Annotated in this window: 18 protein-coding genes; 11 read left to right on the top strand and 7 right to left on the bottom strand. The window is 60.7% G+C overall.

The window, feature by feature from the left end; genetic code table 11:
• Positions 1–231: 231 nt before the first annotated feature.
• A complete protein-coding gene (gene pyk / locus HNE_RS10380; RefSeq protein ID WP_011647094.1) occupies positions 232–1656 on the top strand; it encodes a pyruvate kinase in 1425 nt (474 codons plus the stop codon).
• Here pyk and HNE_RS10375 read toward each other — a convergent pair.
• Both HNE_RS10375 and HNE_RS18390 read right to left on the bottom strand, forming a co-directional pair.
• A complete protein-coding gene (locus tag HNE_RS10375) occupies positions 1643–2185 on the bottom strand; it encodes a retropepsin-like aspartic protease family protein (protein WP_011647093.1) in 543 nt (180 codons plus the stop codon). The genes pyk and HNE_RS10375 overlap by 14 nt on opposite strands.
• A gap of 5 nt (positions 2186–2190) precedes the next feature.
• Positions 2191–2388: a DUF1289 domain-containing protein gene (locus HNE_RS18390; RefSeq protein WP_011647092.1), complete on the bottom strand. Its 198-nt coding sequence runs from the start codon at positions 2386–2388 to the stop codon at positions 2191–2193.
• A 139-nt stretch (positions 2389–2527) separates the two neighbouring features.
• On the opposite strand from HNE_RS18390, the gene HNE_RS10370 reads away from it, so the two are divergent.
• The 4 genes from HNE_RS10370 to HNE_RS10355 all read left to right on the top strand — a co-directional run bounded on the left by HNE_RS10370 (position 2528) and on the right by HNE_RS10355 (position 7159).
• Positions 2528–3523, top strand: coding sequence for a nicotinate-nucleotide--dimethylbenzimidazole phosphoribosyltransferase (locus tag HNE_RS10370; protein ID WP_011647091.1), 996 nt, complete (start codon positions 2528–2530; stop codon positions 3521–3523).
• 128 nt (positions 3524–3651) lie between these two features.
• A complete protein-coding gene (locus HNE_RS10365; RefSeq protein ID WP_011647090.1) occupies positions 3652–4845 on the top strand; it encodes an acyl-CoA dehydrogenase family protein in 1194 nt (397 codons plus the stop codon).
• A gap of 29 nt (positions 4846–4874) precedes the next feature.
• Positions 4875–6029 (top strand): acyl-CoA dehydrogenase family protein, encoded by a 1155-nt coding sequence (locus HNE_RS10360; RefSeq protein WP_011647089.1) that lies wholly within the window; start codon positions 4875–4877, stop codon positions 6027–6029.
• A gap of 197 nt (positions 6030–6226) precedes the next feature.
• Complete coding sequence (locus tag HNE_RS10355) at positions 6227–7159, top strand: glycosyltransferase family 2 protein (RefSeq protein WP_011647088.1); 933 nt, start codon at positions 6227–6229, stop codon at positions 7157–7159.
• On the opposite strand, the gene rlmJ is transcribed toward HNE_RS10355, so the two are convergent.
• Positions 7156–7944: a 23S rRNA (adenine(2030)-N(6))-methyltransferase RlmJ gene (gene rlmJ, locus HNE_RS10350; protein WP_011647087.1), complete on the bottom strand. Its 789-nt coding sequence runs from the start codon at positions 7942–7944 to the stop codon at positions 7156–7158. The genes HNE_RS10355 and rlmJ overlap by 4 nt on opposite strands.
• Positions 7945–7994: 50 nt before the next feature.
• Positions 7995–9731, bottom strand: a complete 1737-nt coding sequence (locus HNE_RS10345; protein WP_011647086.1) for a M28 family metallopeptidase — start codon at positions 9729–9731, stop codon at positions 7995–7997.
• 180 nt (positions 9732–9911) lie between these two features.
• On the opposite strand from HNE_RS10345, the gene HNE_RS10340 reads away from it, so the two are divergent.
• From HNE_RS10340 to clpX, 4 genes are all read left to right on the top strand, one after another.
• Positions 9912–11033 (top strand): alpha/beta fold hydrolase, encoded by a 1122-nt coding sequence (locus HNE_RS10340; protein WP_233351895.1) that lies wholly within the window; start codon positions 9912–9914, stop codon positions 11031–11033.
• A 9-nt stretch (positions 11034–11042) separates the two neighbouring features.
• The gene (locus tag HNE_RS10335; protein WP_011647084.1) at positions 11043–11936 is read left to right on the top strand and encodes an alpha/beta fold hydrolase; all 894 of its coding nucleotides are present in this window, start codon (positions 11043–11045) and stop codon (positions 11934–11936) included.
• A 118-nt stretch (positions 11937–12054) separates the two neighbouring features.
• Positions 12055–12678 (top strand): ATP-dependent Clp protease proteolytic subunit, encoded by a 624-nt coding sequence (locus HNE_RS10330; RefSeq protein WP_011647083.1) that lies wholly within the window; start codon positions 12055–12057, stop codon positions 12676–12678.
• A gap of 126 nt (positions 12679–12804) precedes the next feature.
• Positions 12805–14067: an ATP-dependent Clp protease ATP-binding subunit ClpX gene (clpX, locus tag HNE_RS10325; RefSeq protein WP_011647082.1), complete on the top strand. Its 1263-nt coding sequence runs from the start codon at positions 12805–12807 to the stop codon at positions 14065–14067.
• Positions 14068–14126: 59 nt separating this feature from the next.
• Here clpX and HNE_RS10320 read toward each other — a convergent pair whose 3' ends face one another.
• From HNE_RS10320 to HNE_RS10310, 3 genes are all read right to left on the bottom strand, one after another.
• Complete coding sequence (locus HNE_RS10320; protein WP_011647081.1) at positions 14127–15050, bottom strand: metallophosphoesterase; 924 nt, start codon at positions 15048–15050, stop codon at positions 14127–14129.
• 86 nt (positions 15051–15136) lie between these two features.
• The gene (gene glnA, locus HNE_RS10315; protein WP_011647080.1) at positions 15137–16540 is read right to left on the bottom strand and encodes a type I glutamate--ammonia ligase; all 1404 of its coding nucleotides are present in this window, start codon (positions 16538–16540) and stop codon (positions 15137–15139) included.
• A gap of 79 nt (positions 16541–16619) precedes the next feature.
• Positions 16620–16958 carry a P-II family nitrogen regulator gene (locus HNE_RS10310; RefSeq protein WP_011647079.1) on the bottom strand — a complete coding sequence of 113 codons (339 nt, stop codon included), beginning with the start codon at positions 16956–16958 and terminating at the stop codon, positions 16620–16622.
• 251 nt (positions 16959–17209) lie between these two features.
• Between HNE_RS10310 and HNE_RS10305 the strand changes: the two genes are divergently transcribed.
• Positions 17210–18019 (top strand): Coq4 family protein, encoded by an 810-nt coding sequence (locus HNE_RS10305; RefSeq protein ID WP_011647078.1) that lies wholly within the window; start codon positions 17210–17212, stop codon positions 18017–18019.
• Entirely contained in the window at positions 18016–18555 is a 540-nt protein-coding gene (locus HNE_RS10300) for a histidine phosphatase family protein (protein WP_011647077.1), read from the top strand. Before HNE_RS10305 ends, HNE_RS10300 begins: the two co-directional genes overlap by 4 nt.
• Position 18556: the final 1 nt, after the last annotated feature.

Below are 18556 nucleotides of genomic sequence, written 5' to 3'. Positions count from 1 at the left end.
GGAATGTGCATAGCGGGGAAAGGTAAATTTCCTGGTTTACTAAGTGCTTGAAATAACATGTGTTTTTGTTCTAAAACCTGTCGCAATCCTTCCAAAAAAATGGCATCCAGGCGTAAGTGCTCGATTGTTTTGCGGAGAGGGAAATGCGCGGCGCCTGAGAAGTGTTTCGCGGATGCCGAGAGTCGTTGTAGCCAGACTGCCTGAAGCGCCCGCAAACGAAGGAACTGCCCGATGATCAAATCCCATCTGCAGGGCGAGAATGCCAAGATTGTCGCCACGCTGGGGCCAGGCAGCCGTTCGCCTAGGGAAGTGCGTGCACTGGCGGAGGCGGGCGTCGATGTGTTCCGCCTGAATTTCAGCCATGGCGAACACGCGGCCCATCTTGAAGCCCTGAAGGCGGTGCGCGCCGCAGAAGCCGCTGTCGGCTGGCCGCTCGCGACGCTTGCAGATCTTCAGGGACCTAAGGTGCGTGTTGGCAAGTTCGACGGTGGTTCGCTGAAGCTGGGCTTTCGCAAGGAATACCGCATCATTGTTGGCGAAACGGCACCGGACCCGGAAACGATCCCGGTACCCCATGCCGAGATTGTTGCCATCCTTGAGGAGGGCGACACGATCCTGGCCGATGACGGCAAGCTGATCTTCACCGTGATCAGTGGCGGCAGCGAGCCGCGCGTACGCGCTGAAGTCCCCGGCAAGCTGGGCGACAAGAAGGGCTTTACCGTTCGGGGCAAGGCGCTGCCGGTCCGTGCACTGACGGAGAAGGACCGCGCTGACCTGGACTTCGCGCTGGAAATCGGCGTGGACATTGTCGCGCTGTCCTTCGTTCAAACGGTTGAGGATGTTGAGGAGGTCAAGGCGATCATTGCCGGTCGCGCGCCTCTGGTGGCAAAGCTCGAGAAGCCTGCCGCGATCATTCATCTGGAAGCAATTGTCGCGGCGGCTGACGCGGTAATGGTGGCGCGAGGCGATCTGGGCGTTGAGTTTGCACCCGAGGAGGTCCCGGTCATTCAGCGTCGCATCGTGCGCGTAGCGCGTGCTCTGGGGCGGCCGGTAATCGTGGCGACGCAGATGCTGGAATCGATGATCGAGAATTCTGCGCCCACGCGGGCTGAAGCCTCGGACGTGGCGACGGCGATCTATCAGGGCGCGGACGCTGTCATGCTGTCCGCCGAGACGGCTGTGGGGCGCCATCCGGCAACGGCGGTGGCGATCATGTCCCGCATCATACGGGCCACGGAAGGCGCGGATGACTATCGCCGCTCGCTTGCCGAGTTCTGCGGAGAGGCTCAGGCCGAAAATGCGATCGACATTGTTGCGCAGGCTGCGCTCACGATGGCGGAAGCGGAAGGCGCTGCCGCGCTTGCCCTGCGCACCGGCGCATTCGAGCGGCTGGCGCGGTTCGCCCGTGTGCGCGGGTGCGTACCGATTCTTTACGGATCGCTCGACGATCAGCGGCTTCGCCAGGCGTGTCTTCTCTGGGGCGTTCACCCCCAAAGGCTGAATGCAGGCACGGAGAACTGGTATCGCGACCTGATGAAGGCAGCTGGCCTGGAAGGCCGTGTCACCTACGCACGCTGGTCAGGAGATGAGGAACGCTTCGCCTGGGAAATCGGGGTGGGCCGCGGCGCGGACGGCAAGCCGATTACTGGCGTATGATCAGCTGGCCTTTGCGGAACTCGTAGGAGTTCAGCTCGCTGAGGAAAGTCATGCCCAGCAGGGACTGTTCCAGCTCGCTGCGAAGAACGACCGCATTCACGCTTTCCACCTCGACCCGGCCGATCCGGATGCTGTCGAGGGTCACAGGCGCGCCGTAGGTGACGCCGCCGGCGGTGCGGATTTCCGAATCATAGGTCAGCACCTCCGGCTTCAGGCCGAGGCGCTGGGCATCCCGGTAAGTGAGGGCGACGATGCTGGCGCCGGTATCGACCATGAACTTGACCTCGGTGCCGGTGACATCGGCGCGGGTCCAGTAATGGCCATCGGCTTCGCGTTCGATGAAGGCGGCGCGGGTGTGGATAGAGGAGGCAGGCTCGGAAGCGGTCGCCACAACATTCTTGGTTTCGCGCTGACGCTCCAGCGCGGCCTGATATTCGGCCTCGCGCAGCTTGGGCGCAAGATAAAGGCCGATGACCATTGCGATCGCAACCGCAGTGGCTATCAGGGACAATATCTTGCCTGCGCTCATTCCCGTCACCGCTTCCCGAGGGCCTTCAACCGTTCAATTCGTTCCGGCAGCAAGGAAATCACTGCTTCGCGCTCATCGTTCCCCAGCCGGGTCCAGGCGCCTATTTCAGGCAGAGTCCGACCGCATCCGAGACAAAGCCCCGTCTTGCCATCTACAGCACAAACCTTGATGCAGGGGCTCTTTATCGGCTCAATCTCTATCATTATACGAGTAACCCATACTGGTGGCGGGCTGCAGTGCAAGTTCTACAGGAGAGGATGAAATAAATCCTTGCCGGACGGCGTGTACCTTATCTGCCATAATTAAGATTGCCGGCAATTTCGGTAACAGGAGATTACTGCCTTGAGCGAACCCAATCGGAACAAGTCCCCCCTGGATGATGTCCGCGACCTGATCCTGAAGCCGGTCGAGACCGATCCGGAAGCTGGGCGCAAAGTCCACGAGGCGCTTCTCGGCATGGGCCGGGAGGGGGATTTCGGCCGTCTGGGCGAGGCCGCCGAGTGGTTGGCCACCTGGCAGCGCCGGTTTCCGCCCCGTGTGGAAAAGCCGACGCTGGCGATCTTTGCGGGCTCGCACGGCCTTGTCGATTCCGGGGTTTCTCTGTCTTCGAATGAAGATACCCGCGCGCATATCGAGGCGCTGAAGTCTGGCCGGGCACCCTTGTCAGCCATCGCGACCCAGGTCGGCGCGAATGTCCGGGTCTTCGAACTCGCGCTCGACAAGCCTACGCCCAGCATCTCCGAGACGGCGGCGATGTCGGAACGCGAATGCGCGGCGACGATCGCGTTTGGTTTCGAGGCCGTCGAGGACAATCCGGACCTGTTGGCCCTTGCGGTGTCGGGGGCGGGGGTTGGCACGGTGGCTGCGGCCGTGGCCTGCGCGCTTTACGGCGGATCGCCGGAATACTGGGTGCGGCCGAGCGCGCATACGCCGGCCGAACTCTCCCGCAAGCGGGTGGAGCTCGTCAGCGCTGCCCTGAAAGTTCACCGCGGGCATTTGTCCGATCCGCTGGAATCCCTCCGGTGCCTTGGAGGGCGCGAAATAGCCGCCTGCGTTGGCGCAATTATCGCGGCGCGTCATCAGGGCATCCCGGTGCTTCTGGACGGGTTTGCGACCACGATTGCAGCGGGCATTGTCCACGCCGTCTCGCCTCAGGCGGTCAGCCATTGCCTTGCCTCTCACATCACCCAGCGCCCGGCCCATGAAGCCGCTCTGGAACGCATCGGCCTCAAGCCGCTCGTTCAGCTGGAGTTCCAGACGGGCAGCGGTCTTGGCTCGGCGACGGCGGTGGGGCTTCTCAAAACGGCCTGCGCACCGTTTATTGCCAAGCCAGCTTAGGGGTGACGCAACGAAAACTGCGGCATTCTTTACGTTTACGTGCGCGTCACCTTGTCAGCGAATAGGAATGGCTGACATACAGAAATGAAGTGCCGGGACCAAACAGGCAGATCCAGGAGCGAACGTCCATGAACCTCGAATTTTCACCCGAAGAGATCGCCTTCCGTGATGAAGTGCGCACCTTTATCCGTGACAACTATCCCCAAGAGCTCGTTGGGCTTGGTAACCGGGAAGATCTGACCCGCGAGCAGTTCCTCGCCTGGCATAAGATCCTCGGCAAAAAGGGCTGGTCTGCCCCCGCTTGGCCGCAGAAGTACGGCGGCACGGGCTGGACCTCCACCCAGCGCTACATCTGGTCGGAAGAGAACGCTCGCGTTGACGCGCTGATGCCGCTTCCGTTCGGCATCTCGATGGTCGGCCCGGTTATCTACACATTCGGCAACGAAGAACAGAAAGCCAAACACCTGCCCGGCATCCTCGCCGGCGATGTCTGGTGGGCACAGGGCTATTCCGAGCCGGGCGCAGGGTCTGACCTCGCCAGCCTGAAAACCACCGCCGTGCGTGATGGCGATCACTACATTCTCAACGGTCAGAAAACCTGGACGACGCTCGCCCAGCACGCTGACTGGGGCTTCTTCCTCTGCCGCACCGACCCGTCGGCCAAAGCGCAGGAAGGCATCTCCTTCATCCTCGTCGACATGAAATCGCCCGGCATCGAAGTGCGTCCGATCAAGCTGATCGATGGCACGCATGAAGTGAACGAAACCTGGCTGACAGACGTTCGCGTGCCGGTCGAAAACCTCGTCGGCAAGGAAAACGAAGGCTGGACCTATGCCAAGTTCCTGCTGGCGCACGAGCGTTCGGGCATTGCTGGCGTGGCGCGCTCCAAGCGCGGCGTTGAGCGTTTGCGCACCATTGCGACCCAGGAAACGATGGACGGCACGCCGCTGATCAAGACGGACGAATTCGCCCGCAAGATCAGCCAGCTGGAAATCGACCTGACCGCGCTCGAATTCACAGAACTGCGCACGCTCGCTTCTGAAGCAGCCGGCAAGGGCCCTGGCCCGGAAAGCTCGATCCTCAAGATCAAGGGCACCGAAATCCAGCAACGCCTGACGGAGCTGACGCTGGAAGCCGTGGGCAATTATGGCGCGCCCTATGCGCGCGGCATGATGCATGACGGCAGCAATGAAGTGGGCGTCGGCCCAGACTATTCGAACTTCAGCGCGGACAGCTACTTCAACATGCGCAAGACATCTATCTATGGCGGATCGAACGAGATCCAGCGCAACATTATCAGCAAGATGATCCTCGGCCTTTAAGGCAACGGGGCAGGGAGGAGATTACATCCATGGATTTCAATTTCACTGAAGAACAGACAATGATCCGCGACAGCCTCGCACGGCTGATCAAGGACCAGTACGACTTCGACACCCGCCGCAAGGTCGTCGCCTCGAAAGATGGCTGGCGTCCGGAAATGTGGGCCCAGTTCGCTGAACTTGGCCTGCTTGCAGCGCCGTTCTCGGAAGAAGATGGCGGCCTCGGCGGCGGCCCGATCGATGCAATGGTCGTGATGGAAGAATTCGGCAAAGGCCTCGTGGTCGAGCCGTTCCTTCAGACCGTCGTGCTCGCGGGCGGCTTCCTGAAGGCTGGCACCGAGGCGCAGAAGCAGGACCATCTCGCTGCGCTGATCTCCGGCGAGCGCGTGTTCGCGTTTGCCTATGCCGAGCCCAAAGGCCGCTACAACCTGGCCGACCTTGAAACCACGGCAACGAAAGACGGCAGCGGCTGGAAAATCTCCGGCCACAAGGCTGTCGTTATCGGCGCGCCCTGGGCCTCGCACCTCATCGTCACGGCCCGCACCTCCGGTGGCCGCCGCGACGCCAAGGGCGTGGGCGTGTTCATCGTTGCTAAGGATGCCAAAGGCGTCACGACGCGCGACTATCCGACCGTTGATGGCCGCCGCGCATCGGAAGTTCACTTCGATAACGTCACCGTTGGCGCTGATGCCGTGATCGGCGATCCGTCTGACAGCCTCGGTCTCGTCGAGAAAGTCACCGATGAAGCCATCGCAGCGCTGTGCGCTGAAGCCTGCGGCGCCATGAAAGTGGCCAACGCTCAAACTGTTGATTACTCCAAAACCCGCAAACAGTTCGGCACGCCGATCGGCAAGTTCCAGGTTCTCCAGCACCGCATGGCCGACATGTTCATCGAGCATGAACAGTCGATCTCCATGACCTACATGGCGACCCTGAAACTGGAAGAAGATGAAGTGACCCGCAAGAAGGCGGCTTCGGCAGCCAAGGTCCGCATCGGTCAGGCTGGCCGCTTTGTTGGCCAGCAGTCGATCCAGATCCATGGCGGCATGGGCATGACCGACGAGCTTGCCATCGGCCACTATTTCAAGCGTCTCACGATGATCGACTCCGAGTTCGGCAATGTCGACCACCACCTGAAGCGCTACACGGAGCTGTCCGCAGCTGACGTGGCGGTTGCCGCGGAATAAGGCCCCGAGGCCATTAACCAGATAAAAGCGGGGCGGCTCCAACGGGCCGCCCCGTTTGTTTCGGCGCCTCATCCGGCCCGGAATTTGCAGGCGCATTCTGCATTAACCGATCATCTTTCTTGCCGCGCTATGTTGACGGTCAGTCAGATTTTAAAAGGAATGCGGAATTGACCCCTCCCGGCGATACAGCGCGCAGATTGCAGATCCTCGTCGCCGCGCCGACCTATCGCCGCAATGAGATGCTGGACGGCCTGCTGAAAAGCCTGTCGGAGCTGGCCCTGCCGGAGAATGCTGACGTCCGCTTTGTCATCATAGATAACGACCGCACGGGGAGTGCCCGACCGGTTGTTGAAAAATGGCAACAGACCTTTCCTGCGCCACTCGCCTACCAACTCGAGGAGGCCCCCGGCGTGACGCATGTGCGCAATCGCGCGCTGCAGCTTGCCGGTGACGCAGACCTTCTCGCCTTCATTGATGACGATGAATTTGCCCACCCTGCCTGGCTCGCTGCGCTCGTGCGGCGGTATCGTGAAACCGGCGCCGCGGGTGTCTTTGGCCCCGTCCAGTCCGTCTATCCCCACACGGCCCCGGCCTGGATGAAGGAATGGGGCGTTCACGGAACACCGATCACGGAAGACCGGGATCAGACCAAGCCAGGCGCCACCTGCAACTGCCTCATCGACATGGCCACCGTGCGCAAGGAAGCTATGAGCTTCGATCCCCGCATGTCTCTCACCGGCGCCGAGGATACGCTCTTTTTCACGCAGCTTCTCGATCGTGGCCACCGCTTGACCCAAGCGAAAGACGCCCTCGTCTATGAACATGTTCCCGAAGACCGCGCGCGGGCAGCCTGGCTTCTCCGCCGCTGGTATCGCACGGGTTTGACGGATGCGGTGATTGCCGGACGTAACTCGGCGCCTGGCGCGGCCCGTCTGAAAAGCGGCATCAATGGCATCATCCGCGTGGTTGTGGGCAGCGTGCTGACAGCTCTGACAGCCATTGCCACCCTCGGGCAAAACAAACGGGCGATGATGTCACGCGCTTATACCGTCAGCCGCGGGCTCGGCATGATTTCCTACGCGCTCGGCAAAAGTTATGAGGAATACGGACGGAAGAAAACGCTGGCTTAAGCCTGCTGCGCCCAATAGCTCTCAAGGCTCGACGCAATCGCCTCGCATTTCGCGCGCGCTTCTGCGGGGGCGCCGAACGCCACCATGGCTGATCCTTCAATAGAGCTTTCCGTGCCCAGAGCAACTGGCCAGCGCGCGCCAACGATCATCGCGTCGCCCAGCGTCGCAAGATACTCGCCAAACTCTGCCTCCCGGCCGTCTCGGAAGAGGGGAAGCCACAAGATTAGCAGTGCGCCCGGCCAGCGTTTCAGTGCCTTCGGGGTCCAAAGCGCCAGCGCCTCAATATCCCGGTGGGTTTCGTAGCTCGGATCGACAAGCACAACCATCTGCTCGCCCGCGCGCGGCGCAAGTTTCAGCGCGCCTGCGTATCCATCCGCCTTCTGTATGCGTATACGGTCATCGCCCTTCATGGCTTCGGTGAGGGCGGCATTTTCCTGCGGATGAAGCTCAAACAGCATCATCCGGGCATGTTTTGGGAGTAGTGTCTGCGCCAGCGCGGGTGAACCCGGATAGTCTTTTTCTCCGCGCGCGTTGACCAGTTCCATCCAGCCCGAAAGCGGCTTAGGCGGCTTGCCCTTCATCAGGGCAAGCACGCCATCGTCAGACTCGCCGCGCTTGCGCGCCTGCGCGTTGGTCAGGTCATACCGTCCGTGTCCTGAGTGTGTTTCAACGTAAAACAGAGGCCGCGGTCCGGTCGCAGCGGCCCGGAGCAGGGTGTCGAGCACCGCATGCTTCAGGACGTCCGCGCGATTACCGGCGTGAAAGCCATGCTGATAGGAAAGCATGCAGCCTCTGTTTCTTGTGTTGCAGCCTGTGGGCCAAATGGCCCGCTGGCTTACTCGCCAGCGAGGCTCTCTTTGCGGGCCGCTTCAAACTCGTTGCCCGGATACCAGGTTGGCCAGGTGTCAGAGTTTGCGATGCGGAGACCGACATCATAAAGCGCCTGCAGGTCTTCCTCGAAACCGGAGAGATCCCAGTCGTCAGAATATTCGTCCATCGGCTTGTGATAGCGTTCAGCGGTATAAGCTGCCGCAGCGGCCCGGCCAGCGGCAATGCCGCCTTCGCGCTTGTCTTCGCCTTCGCCAGCATAGAGCATCGGCACGCCCTTCTTGGCGAGCGAGATATGGTCTGAGCGGTAGAAATAGCCTGCCTCAGGGCGTCCATCCGGGGTGACGATGCGGTCATACGCAACGAGCACTTCCTTGAGGATGTCTTCGAGCTCGGACGCGCCAAAGCCAATGACCGTCATATCCTTCGTGCGGCCCATAGGCAGCGCGCCATCAAGGTTGATACCGGCCACAACCTTGTTGAGGGGGATGGTCGGGTTGTTGGCAAAGTATTCCGAACCCAGAAGTCCGGATTCTTCAAGCGTCACGAAAAGGAACATGGCGGAACGCTGCAGCGTTTGCGCCTTCATGGCTTCGGCAATCTCAAGGATGCCTGCCGCGCCGGTCGCATTGTCGACGGCACCATTATAAATCTGGTCCTCGTAGAAGTCTTCGCCCGGCGCGCCGGTCTTCATGCCAAGATGGTCCCAGTGGGCTGTGTACAGAACATATTCATCTGGCGTCGTCGTGCCCGGCAGAACGCCGGCGACGTTGCGGCTTGTCAGCTTGTCGATGGTCTGATGGATCTCGCCGCGCGCCTTGACGCCTTCAAGCGCCACAGGTTGGAAGCCGGGCGTCTTGGCCGCAGCTTTCATTTCTTCAAAATCAAGGCCTGCCTTGGCGAACATTTCTACGGCGATGTCCCGCTGAACCCAGCCTTCCATCATGGCGCGATCTTCGCCGCCGTTCGGGCGAACCAGATCAGACTGTGCGCCGGTCCAGGAGTTTGCCACAACGTCCCAGCCATAGGCAGCCGGTTCGGTCTCATGGATAACGATTGCGGCGGTGGCGCCCTGACGCGCTGCCTCTTCGTACTTATAGGTCCAGCGGCCGTAATAAGTCATGGATTTGCCGTTGAAGAGTTCGGGGTCTTCGGTCGCAAAACCAGGATCGTTGACGAGGATCAGAACGGTCTTGCCGGTGTAATCCTGGCCGGCATAGTCGTCCCATTCATACTCCGGGGCAACGGCGCCATAGCCGACAAACACCACGTCGCTCGGTTCAAAGGAAATGTGATCGGTGTTCTGGCGCTTGGTCCAGATCACAGCCTGATTTTTCAGGTCCAGCGACAGCTCTTCCTGATCTGGCCAGGTCAACACCAGGCTTGAAGAAGCCGGGTCGATGGTCTGGTTGACCATTTCCACCTGCTGATACCAGGTGCCATCGTCGCCCGCAGGCTCCAGCCCGATCCGGGCGAGTTCCTGGGCGATCCAGGCGGCGGACGCTTCGCCGGTCGGTGTTCCAGGGCCACGGCCTTCGAATACATCGTCGGCAAGTGTTTTTACGCGCACGCCAATATCGGCGGCGGTGATCTCTGGCGCGGTAGCGTCTGGCAGCGGCAGCAACAGTTCTTCCGCCGGGGCTGCCGGAGCTTCCGGTGCAGGCGCCGGTTCGGTCGGCGCAGAGGGCGAACAGGCGGCCAGCGCAAGCGCGGCAGCCGGAAGGGTCAGGTATTTGAGTTTCATATGAACGGTTCCCCGTCTGGAATCTTCGATGCCCCGGTCTCGCATGCCAGACGCTATGGGGCAAGCAACGACCCGGTTTGGCTCACGCTGCCCGCCTGCGGCTTGACTGTTGCAGCGCCGCACACCTCTGGGCAAAGTAAAACCGGCCATGTCAGGCGCCGTTCATCTGACGGTGCCATCATGACGGCGCACTTTATGAAATGGATGACGACGATGACGGTTACGCCCTCAGTCTGGAACGTGTTCGCGGGCGCCGCATTGCGGCTGGCCGCGCTTGTCGTGGGCGCGCTCTCCGTCGCCGTGGCCGCCTGCGCTACGCCGGTAACCCAGGGCGCTCTCAGCCCGGCGGTGCAGGTCACGCCCGCCTTCCTGCCTGAAAGCAACCAGTTCATCACTCAGGACGGCGCCCGGCTGGGGCTGACAGTCTGGCCGGCCGAAGGCACCGATAATCCGGAATATGTCGTCGTCGGCGTCCATGGCATGAACGATTATGCCGAGGCCTTCCACATGGCCGCGCCTTATTGGGCGCGTAACGGCGTCACCACTTACGCCTACGATCAACGGGGCTTTGGCCGCTCGCCCAACAAGGGAATCTGGCCCCAGGAAGAGCTGATGCGCGAAGACCTTCGCACGGCTGTCAATGTCGCGCGCGCACGCCACCCCGATGCGATCATTACAGTTGTGGGCATTTCCATGGGCGGCTCCGTGGCTCTCACCGCTTTTGGGTCGGACCGTCCCCCGAAAGCAGACCGCCTGATAGTGTCCGGGCCGGGGCTCCGGGGGTGGGGCGCCATTAACCCGCTCTACCGGGTCAGCCTGTGGGCAACGGCCCATGCTAATCCCGATTGGCTCGTCGTGCCGCCCGTTGGCCTCGTCAAGATCGAGCCGTCTGACAACAATGCCATGCTGCGCCGGACTTGGTCTGACCCGCACATGACCTACAGGACGCGAATTGATCAGGTCTATGGCCTCGTTGCCTTGATGGAGAATGCCAATACAGCCGTCGCCCGCCTCAAGCCGAATGTGCCGACGCTGATTTCCTATGGCGCACGGGATATTGTCATCCCGGAGAATGGCGTGCGCCGGGCGGCAGACATCCTGCCGTCCTTCGTCCGCACGGTCTATTATCCCGGAGGTTATCACATGTTGCTCCGCGATCTTCAGGCCGAGCGGGTCCACGCTGACTATCTGGCCTTCATCCAGGACCCCGCCGCCGCGATGCCGAGCGGGGAGGGGGAATGGCCTTTCCGTGAAAACTGCACGCATTGGGCGTCTGTTGACCGTCCGCCCGTGGCTTGCTGATGAAGCCTCATGCCTGCATTTCTTGATAAGGAAGAGGTAATGCTCGCCCATGATGGGGCGCGGCTTGGCCTGACGGTCTGGAAACCTTCCGGCGCCAAATCTCCGCGACATGTCATTGTCGGCATTCATGGCATGAACAACTATGCGGGCGAGTTCCGCCTGGCCGCCCCGGAATGGGTCGCTGAGGGCAGGGCGGTCTACGCATATGACCAGCGAGGCTTTGGCCGGTCGGCAGGGCGGGGCGTCTGGCCCGATGAAGAGCTGATGCGGGAAGACCTGCGTACTGCCGTCAGTCTCGCCCGGGCGCGCCATCCAAAGGCCACGCTGACCGTGGTGGCCATCTCGATGGGGTCGGCTGTCGCCATCACGGCTTTTGCATCCGATCGCCCCCCGTCAGCAGACCGGTTGATCCTGTCTGGACCCGGCCTCAGTGGCTGGGGCGTTCTGAACCCCGCCTATGCTGGCACGCTGATGCTGATGAATTCCATGAGTCCGGGGCTGATCGTGCGCCCGCCCGCGTTCGCAAAGCCCAAGATGTCCGACAATACAGAGTTCCTCGCCCTTCAGGATGCTGATCCGCTTCATGCCAGAGAAAACCGCGTCGACCAGATTGCCGGTGTTGTAACGCTGATGGAGCAGGCACACGAAGCGGCAGGCCGCCTACCAGCGGGCCTGCCCGTGCTGGCCTCCTATGGGGCGCGGGATGAGGTTGTGCTGCCCGAGGGGCCTCGCCGGACATTCAAAGTCTTCCCGCCAGGGGTCCGCACCGTCTATTACCCCAACGGCTACCACATCCTGCTGAGTGACAATCAGCGCGCCAAAGTGATCGCCGACTACTCCGCTTTCATGAACGATCCGGCAGCGGCATTACCCAGTGGTTGCGGTCCGTGGCCGTTCCGTTAGGGATTACAAGCTATTCCACAGCAGGCGCGGCCTTGCAGTGGGCGGCGAATGGACAAATATAAAGGCATCTGCCAATCCTGCAGGCGGCGATTCAGCCCTGATCCACAAGGTCATTTTTATGTCGACATCACTTCAGACCGCTCTCAACCTTGTTCCGATGGTCGTCGAGCAGACGAGCCGTGGAGAGCGCGCGTTTGATATTTTCTCCCGCCTCCTCAAGGAGCGGATCATTTTCGTGACCGGCGGGATCGATGATGGCATCGCGTCCCTCATCACAGCGCAGCTTCTGTTCCTTGAATCAGAGAACCCGAAGCGCGAAATCGCCATGTATATCAACAGCCCCGGCGGGTACGTCTCCTCCGGCCTCGCGATCTACGACACCATGCAGTATGTCCGCTGCCCGATCTCTACAGTCTGTATTGGCCAGGCTGCCTCGATGGGGTCGCTCCTGCTTGCCGCTGGGGAAAAAGGCCTGCGCATCGCCCTGCCAAATGCCCGCGTGATGCTGCACCAGCCTTCTGGCGGATATTCGGGCGTCGCGACAGATATTGAGCGCCACGCTGAGGAAATCATCGAACTCAAGCGCCGGTTGAACGATATTTACGTTCGCCACACGGGCCAAGAATACGATGTAGTTGAAAGAAAGCTCGATCGCGACACCTTCCTTACGGCCGAAGAAGCCATGGAGTTCGGGATTGTTGACAAGGTTTATGAGCGTCGCACCGCTGAAGACGAAAAATAATCGCCTGTGTTTCAAGGTGCGGCCCAGCCCTTGCAGGGCAGGCGAACAGGTTTATTGTCTAGAAAAAGACCATGCTTGGCAGGGGCTTAAAGCCCACGTTAAGCCTTGTATGGCAGTGAGGACCGCATGACCAAACCAAACGGCTCCGGCGATTCAAAGAACACGCTGTACTGTTCCTTCTGCGGGAAGAGCCAGCATGAGGTTAAAAAGCTCATTGCCGGACCGACCGTGTTCATCTGCGATGAATGCGTCGAGCTCTGTATGGACATCATCCGCGAGGAAAACAAAACCTCTGCGATCAAGTCCCGCGACGGCGTACCGACACCGCAGGAAATCTGCGATGTTCTCGACGATTACGTGATCGGACAGCGCTATGCCAAGCGCATCCTCTCCGTCGCCGTGCATAACCACTACAAGCGCCTTTCCCATGCGGGCAAAACCGATGGGGTTGAGCTGTCGAAGTCCAACATTTTGCTCGTCGGCCCCACGGGCTGCGGCAAGACGCTGCTGGCCCAGACGCTGGCGCGCATCCTGGATGTGCCCTTCACCATGGCCGATGCCACCACGCTGACCGAGGCCGGCTATGTCGGCGAGGACGTGGAAAACATCGTCCTGAAACTGCTCCAGTCGGCCGATTACAACGTTGAGCGCGCCCAGCGCGGCATCGTCTATATCGATGAGATCGACAAGATTTCCCGCAAGTCGGACAACCCTTCGATCACACGCGACGTGTCGGGTGAGGGGGTCCAGCAGGCGCTCCTGAAGATCATGGAGGGCACCGTTGCTGCCGTTCCTCCGCAGGGCGGCCGCAAGCATCCTCAGCAGGAATTTCTGCAGGTCGATACGACCAATATCCTCTTCATCTGCGGCGGCGCATTTGCCGGGCTCGAAAAGATCATCGCTGCGCGCGGTGAGAACGCTTCGATCGGCTTTGGTGCCACCATCAAGAGCGGCGAAGAACGCGGCGTGGGCGACACGCTGCGCGAAGTCGAACCGGAAGATCTTCAGAAGTTCGGCCTCATCCCGGAATTCATCGGCCGTCTGCCTGTCCTGGCAACGCTCGAAGATCTGGACGAGAAAGCCCTTATCCAGATCCTCACCCAGCCGAAGAACGCCCTGCTCAAGCAGTATCAGCGCCTCTTCGACATGGAGAGCGTGCAGCTGACATTCACGCCTGAAGCGCTGGTGGCTGTTGCCCGCCGCGCCATCACGCGCAAGACCGGCGCCCGCGGCCTGCGGTCGATCATGGAATCGATCCTGCTCGACACGATGTTCGAGCTGCCAAACCTGCGCGGCGTGGAAGAAGTGGTCATCAACGCAGAAGTGGTCGACGGCAATGCCGAGCCCCTCTACGTCCACGCCTCCAAGAGCCAGACCGAAGCGGGCTGATCCGCGCGGCAGCGACACAATTCAAAAACGCCCGCCCGGAACGCCGAGGCGGGCGTTTTTCATTCCGGCAGATGCACCGTCAGAACATCAATTTGCGGCGGGATCAGGAAGCGCATCGGCACGCCGGTCATCCCCGTGCCCGTCGTCACATAGACCAGCCGGTCTCCGGCTGATGTCGGGAATGTATGAAGCGCCCGGTCGAACGGCCCCTGCACAGGCAGGATATGCTGATAAATCCCCGGTATGCGCAACTGACCGCCATGTGTGTGTCCGGCCAGCATCAGGTCATAGGGAAATGCGTCCGGAACGGTAAGCGCCGTATCCGGATTGTGCGTGAGCAGAAGGACCGGAACGCCCTCCGGAAGGCTGACGTGAAACTGGAAATCCTGGCGCCGCTCCCAGAGGTCTGATGCGCCCGAGACGATCACCGGGTTCCCTGCAATCTCAACTTCCAGCGCCCGGTTATGCACCACACGCGCGTCTGCGGCCTGCAAGGCGCGCATCAGGGGCTCGGTCAGGTTCTCGCCGGGAAAGCCGACATCATGATTTCCCAGAACGGCAAACAGCGGCGCGTTGAGGTCCGCCAGCGCCGCAAAATCCTCGGGAATATCCTCCGGCTTCGGATGATAGGTCAGGTCCCCGGCTAGGAACACCGCATCTACGTCCTGTGCATTGATCTTCTCGACAATCCGAGCCACGGGCATGGCATTTGGAAACATGCCGATGTGCGGGTCGCCAAACAGCGCGATGCGGATAGAAGGCGAAGTGGCGCTCGCGCCTGGCAGGAAGATCGTCGCCTCATGCACAGTCAGCAGACGCGGCTCCACAAAACGGGCCCAGGCCAGGGGGAGGGAGAGGATCAGCGCTGTTGCGGCAATCGCCCGAAAAACTCCGCGCGCACGAAAGATCGCCCACAGGCAGAGGAGGGCAAACGGCCAGAAGACATGAGCGCCATAAAGCAGCGCGAGTTTAAGGAAGGTCATGCGCGATGACGTGACACGCCTTTGCGGCAAGGAAAAGGCCGGCACCCGAAGATGCCGGCCTCTGCCCAGAACAAGACCCCCGCGGTCTAGTTCTTGTAGTACATGTCGAACTCAACCGGGTGCGGATGAAGCTCGTAACGCATGTTCTCTTCCATCTTCAGTTCGATGTAGGCATCGATCTGGTCGTCGTCGAACACGCCGCCTTTCTTGAGGAAGGCGCGGTCGGCATCGAGGGCCGCCAGGGCTTCACGCAGCGAGCCGCAGACCTGCGGGATCTGCTTGGCTTCTGCCGGTGGCAGGTCGTAGAGGTCCTTGTCCATCGCGTCGCCCGGATGGATCTTGTTCTCGATCCCGTCGAGGCCAGCCATCAGCAGGGCTGCGAAGGCGAGGTAGGGGTTCGCCATCGGGTCAGGGAAGCGGGTTTCGATACGCTTTGCTTTCGGGTTCGAGCCGTAAGGAATACGGATCGAGGCCGAACGGTTGCGTGCCGAATAAGCCAGCATCACAGGCGCTTCATAGCCGGGGACCAGTCGCTTGTACGAGTTGGTCGATGGGTTGGTGATCGCGTTCAGAGCCTTGGCGTGTTTGATGATGCCGCCGATATAGTAGAGGCACATCTCGGAGAGATCAGCATACTTGTCGCCTGCGAAGAGCGGCTTGCCGCCTTTCCAGATCGACTGGTGAACGTGCATGCCCGAGCCGTTGTCCTTGAACATCGGTTTGGGCATGAAGGTCGCGGTTTTGCCGTAAGAGGCGGCGACCTGGTGGATCACGTATTTGTAGAGCTGCATCCGGTCAGCCATGACCGTGAGCGTCGAGAATTTCAGGCCAAGCTCGTGCTGGGCCGGGGCCACTTCATGGTGGTGCTTCTCTGGCTCAAGGCCGATGTCACCCATGATCGACAGCATCTCGCCGCGCATGTCCTGCTCGGAGTCGATTGGCGGAACGGGGAAATAGCCGCCCTTCGGGCCGGGGCGGTGGCCGAGGTTGCCCATCGGATATTCGCGGCCGGAATTCGCCGGCAGTTCGGTCGAATCGAACGAGTAGCCCGTGTTGTGCGGGTCGGTTGACCAGCGCACGTCGTCAAAGATGAAGAACTCAGCTTCCGGGCCGAAGAATGCGGTGTCGCCAACGCCGGAGGCGGCGAGGTAAGCCTCTGCCTTCTTGGCGGTCGTGCGCGGGTCGCGGCTGTAAGCCTGGCCCGAGATCGGGTCGAGAATGTCACAGAACACAACAAGGGTGGTCTGTTGGAAGAACGGGTCGATGAACGCGCCTTTCGCGTCCGGTTTCAGAAGCATGTCGGACTCGTTGATGGCTTTCCAGCCAGCAATCGAGGAGCCGTCAAACATCTGGCCATCTTCGAAGAAGCTCTTGTCCACCATGTCCTTGTGGAAGGACACGTGCTGCAGCTTGCCGCGCGTGTCGGTGAAGCGCAGGTCCACATACTGGACGTCCTGGTCCTTCATAAGCTTGAGAAGATCGTCTGCCATTTTTTTTGCCTTCTAATGAGCGTTTTTCGGTGCGGGGTTTTGCGGGGCCTGCGTCAGACGCCGGCCCCGCAGGGATCGATCAAAGCGCCGAGTCGCCTGTTTCGCCGGTCCGGATGCGGACAGCATCGATTACGTCAGAGACGAAAATCTTGCCATCGCCAATCTTGTCAGTGTGGGCAGCCTTCTTGATGGCTTCCACCGCGCCCTCGACCGCGCTGTCAGGCAGCACAACTTCGATTTTGAGCTTCGGAAGAAAGTCCACGACGTATTCGGCGCCGCGATAGAGTTCGGTATGGCCGCGCTGGCGGCCGAAGCCTTTAGCCTCGATGACGGTCATGCCCTGCAGACCGATTTCCTGCAGTGCTTCTTTCACATCGTCGAGTTTGAACGGTTTAATGATCGCTTCGATTTTTTTCATTGCGTGGTTTCTCCCCAGCCGTCGGGTTTAGAGTCCATTTGTGCGTATGAGGTGTTCCCGTCTGAAGCGATAGGGGGGTGCCCGCAATTTGGTTACCTTTGATCGCGAGATTAAAGATTGTGCAGTCATGATTAAAGATTGGGCGCCAGAATTTTCACGGAAAAGCAGTAAAATGACGCTAGCGTCACTTATCGGCGGCGTAAGTTTGTGCTACGTCGCGTCAAGCTGAGAATTTGTGAGGATTGCTCGAAATGACCGTTCAGGACCTGGAAATCGTCGTCCATCCGGATCGCAAACGGTCCCGCTTCCAGCCGCTCAAGGCTTGGGGCCACATGCAGAAGCTGATTGCGAACAAGGAAGACACTGAACAGGTCTTTCATATCATTGAGGCTTTGAACGGGAGTTCTTTCGAAAAGAACTTTGCCGCGTTTGTCGCCAGTCCCGAAGGTCGCCGCCTTCTGAAAGAGCGCGCCTATCTGCCGCCAGTTCTGGACGACCATTCCTGGATCAAGAAGCTTCCCGAGGGGACCGTCGGGCGCGCGTATGTCGAGTTCATGGAGCGCGAAGGTCTTACCGCGCAAGGCCTCGTCGAAGAGAGCAACAAGCACCGCGCCGGCCAGCCGGACTTTGACGACGACTATCTGTGGTTCGGCAATCGCCTGCGCGATACACACGACCTTTTCCACGTTCTCTCCGGTTATAACCGGGATGCGCTGGGCGAAGCTTCGCTGCTGGCGTTCACCTACAGCCAGAACCCCGGCAATGGTGTGCTGTTCATCGCCTTCATGGGCTGCCGCACGATCGCGAAAAATGCACCAAAGGCAGCCCGAATCATGGATTGCTTCTGGGAAGGCAAGCGCAATGGCGCGGCCGCCCAGAAAATCATGCGCCAGGACATTATCGCCCTCATGAAAGAACCGCTCGAAGACGCCCGCGCCCGTCTGGGCATCAAGCCGCCGGTGGCCTACCGCCGCGCGTTGGATGTGCTCACCGCCCATGGCTACAGCGCCGAGACCCAACTCGCCGATGCCGGCAAGCTGCGCGAGCAAGCGGCCGCGTGATCTTTCTTATCCGTCATGGCGAAGCTGCCGCGAGTTGGGGTGACCACCCCGATCCCGGCCTCAGCGATTTGGGCAAGGGGCAGGCTGAAGCCGCCGCTGAGATCCTCGCAAAGCTGGGCGCCACCACCGCTATCACCAGCCCTATGCAGCGCTGCCGCGAAACGGCACAGCCATTTGAGACCCGTGCCGGGCTGACCGCGCGGGTCGTGCCGGACGTTTCCGAAATCTCCACGCCTGACGGTATCGAGGACCGCGTGTCCTGGTTGCGGGGGCTGATGGCCGGCACATGGACTCAGGCGGGCGCTGATCTTGTCGCCTGGCGTCTCAATATGTCCAAAACTGTCTCCGAATTGCCGGACGGCACTGCCGTATTTTCTCACTTTGTCGCGATCAATGCGCTCGTTGGCGCACTGGAAGGCGATGACCGGGTAACGGTCTTCCGGCCGGGCCATTGCTCGGTCACGCGGCTGGAGCGCCGCGGCGGTGTGCTGCGCGTTGCAGAATACGGGAGCGAATCCGCAACCCGCGTGCTATGAG

The organism is Hyphomonas neptunium ATCC 15444 (assembly GCF_000013025.1).
Classification (GTDB): Bacteria; Pseudomonadota; Alphaproteobacteria; order Caulobacterales; family Hyphomonadaceae; genus Hyphomonas; species Hyphomonas neptunia.
Note: the sequence above shows the minus strand (reverse complement) of the source record. Positions and strands in the feature narration are given on the sequence as shown.

Excerpts from the sequence above, each read along its gene's own strand:
- HNE_RS10310 (WP_011647079.1), bottom strand. The coding sequence starts at position 16,958 with ATGAAAAAAATCGAAGCGATCATTAAACCGTTCAAACTCGACGATGTG.
- HNE_RS10305 (WP_011647078.1), top strand. The coding sequence starts at position 17,210 with ATGACCGTTCAGGACCTGGAAATCGTCGTCCATCCGGATCGCAAACGG.
- HNE_RS10335 (WP_011647084.1), top strand. The coding sequence starts at position 11,043 with ATGCCTGCATTTCTTGATAAGGAAGAGGTAATGCTCGCCCATGATGGG.
- HNE_RS10345 (WP_011647086.1), bottom strand. The coding sequence starts at position 9,731 with ATGAAACTCAAATACCTGACCCTTCCGGCTGCCGCGCTTGCGCTGGCC.
- HNE_RS10330 (WP_011647083.1), top strand. The coding sequence starts at position 12,055 with ATGTCGACATCACTTCAGACCGCTCTCAACCTTGTTCCGATGGTCGTC.
- HNE_RS18390 (WP_011647092.1), bottom strand. The coding sequence starts at position 2,388 with ATGATAGAGATTGAGCCGATAAAGAGCCCCTGCATCAAGGTTTGTGCT.
- rlmJ (WP_011647087.1), bottom strand. The coding sequence starts at position 7,944 with ATGCTTTCCTATCAGCATGGCTTTCACGCCGGTAATCGCGCGGACGTC.
- HNE_RS10375 (WP_011647093.1), bottom strand. The coding sequence starts at position 2,185 with ATGAGCGCAGGCAAGATATTGTCCCTGATAGCCACTGCGGTTGCGATC.
- glnA (WP_011647080.1), bottom strand. The coding sequence starts at position 16,540 with ATGGCAGACGATCTTCTCAAGCTTATGAAGGACCAGGACGTCCAGTAT.
- clpX (WP_011647082.1), top strand. The coding sequence starts at position 12,805 with ATGACCAAACCAAACGGCTCCGGCGATTCAAAGAACACGCTGTACTGT.
- HNE_RS10365 (WP_011647090.1), top strand. The coding sequence starts at position 3,652 with ATGAACCTCGAATTTTCACCCGAAGAGATCGCCTTCCGTGATGAAGTG.
- HNE_RS10360 (WP_011647089.1), top strand. The coding sequence starts at position 4,875 with ATGGATTTCAATTTCACTGAAGAACAGACAATGATCCGCGACAGCCTC.
- HNE_RS10320 (WP_011647081.1), bottom strand. The coding sequence starts at position 15,050 with ATGACCTTCCTTAAACTCGCGCTGCTTTATGGCGCTCATGTCTTCTGG.
- HNE_RS10340 (WP_233351895.1), top strand. The coding sequence starts at position 9,912 with ATGACGGCGCACTTTATGAAATGGATGACGACGATGACGGTTACGCCC.
- pyk (WP_011647094.1), top strand. The coding sequence starts at position 232 with ATGATCAAATCCCATCTGCAGGGCGAGAATGCCAAGATTGTCGCCACG.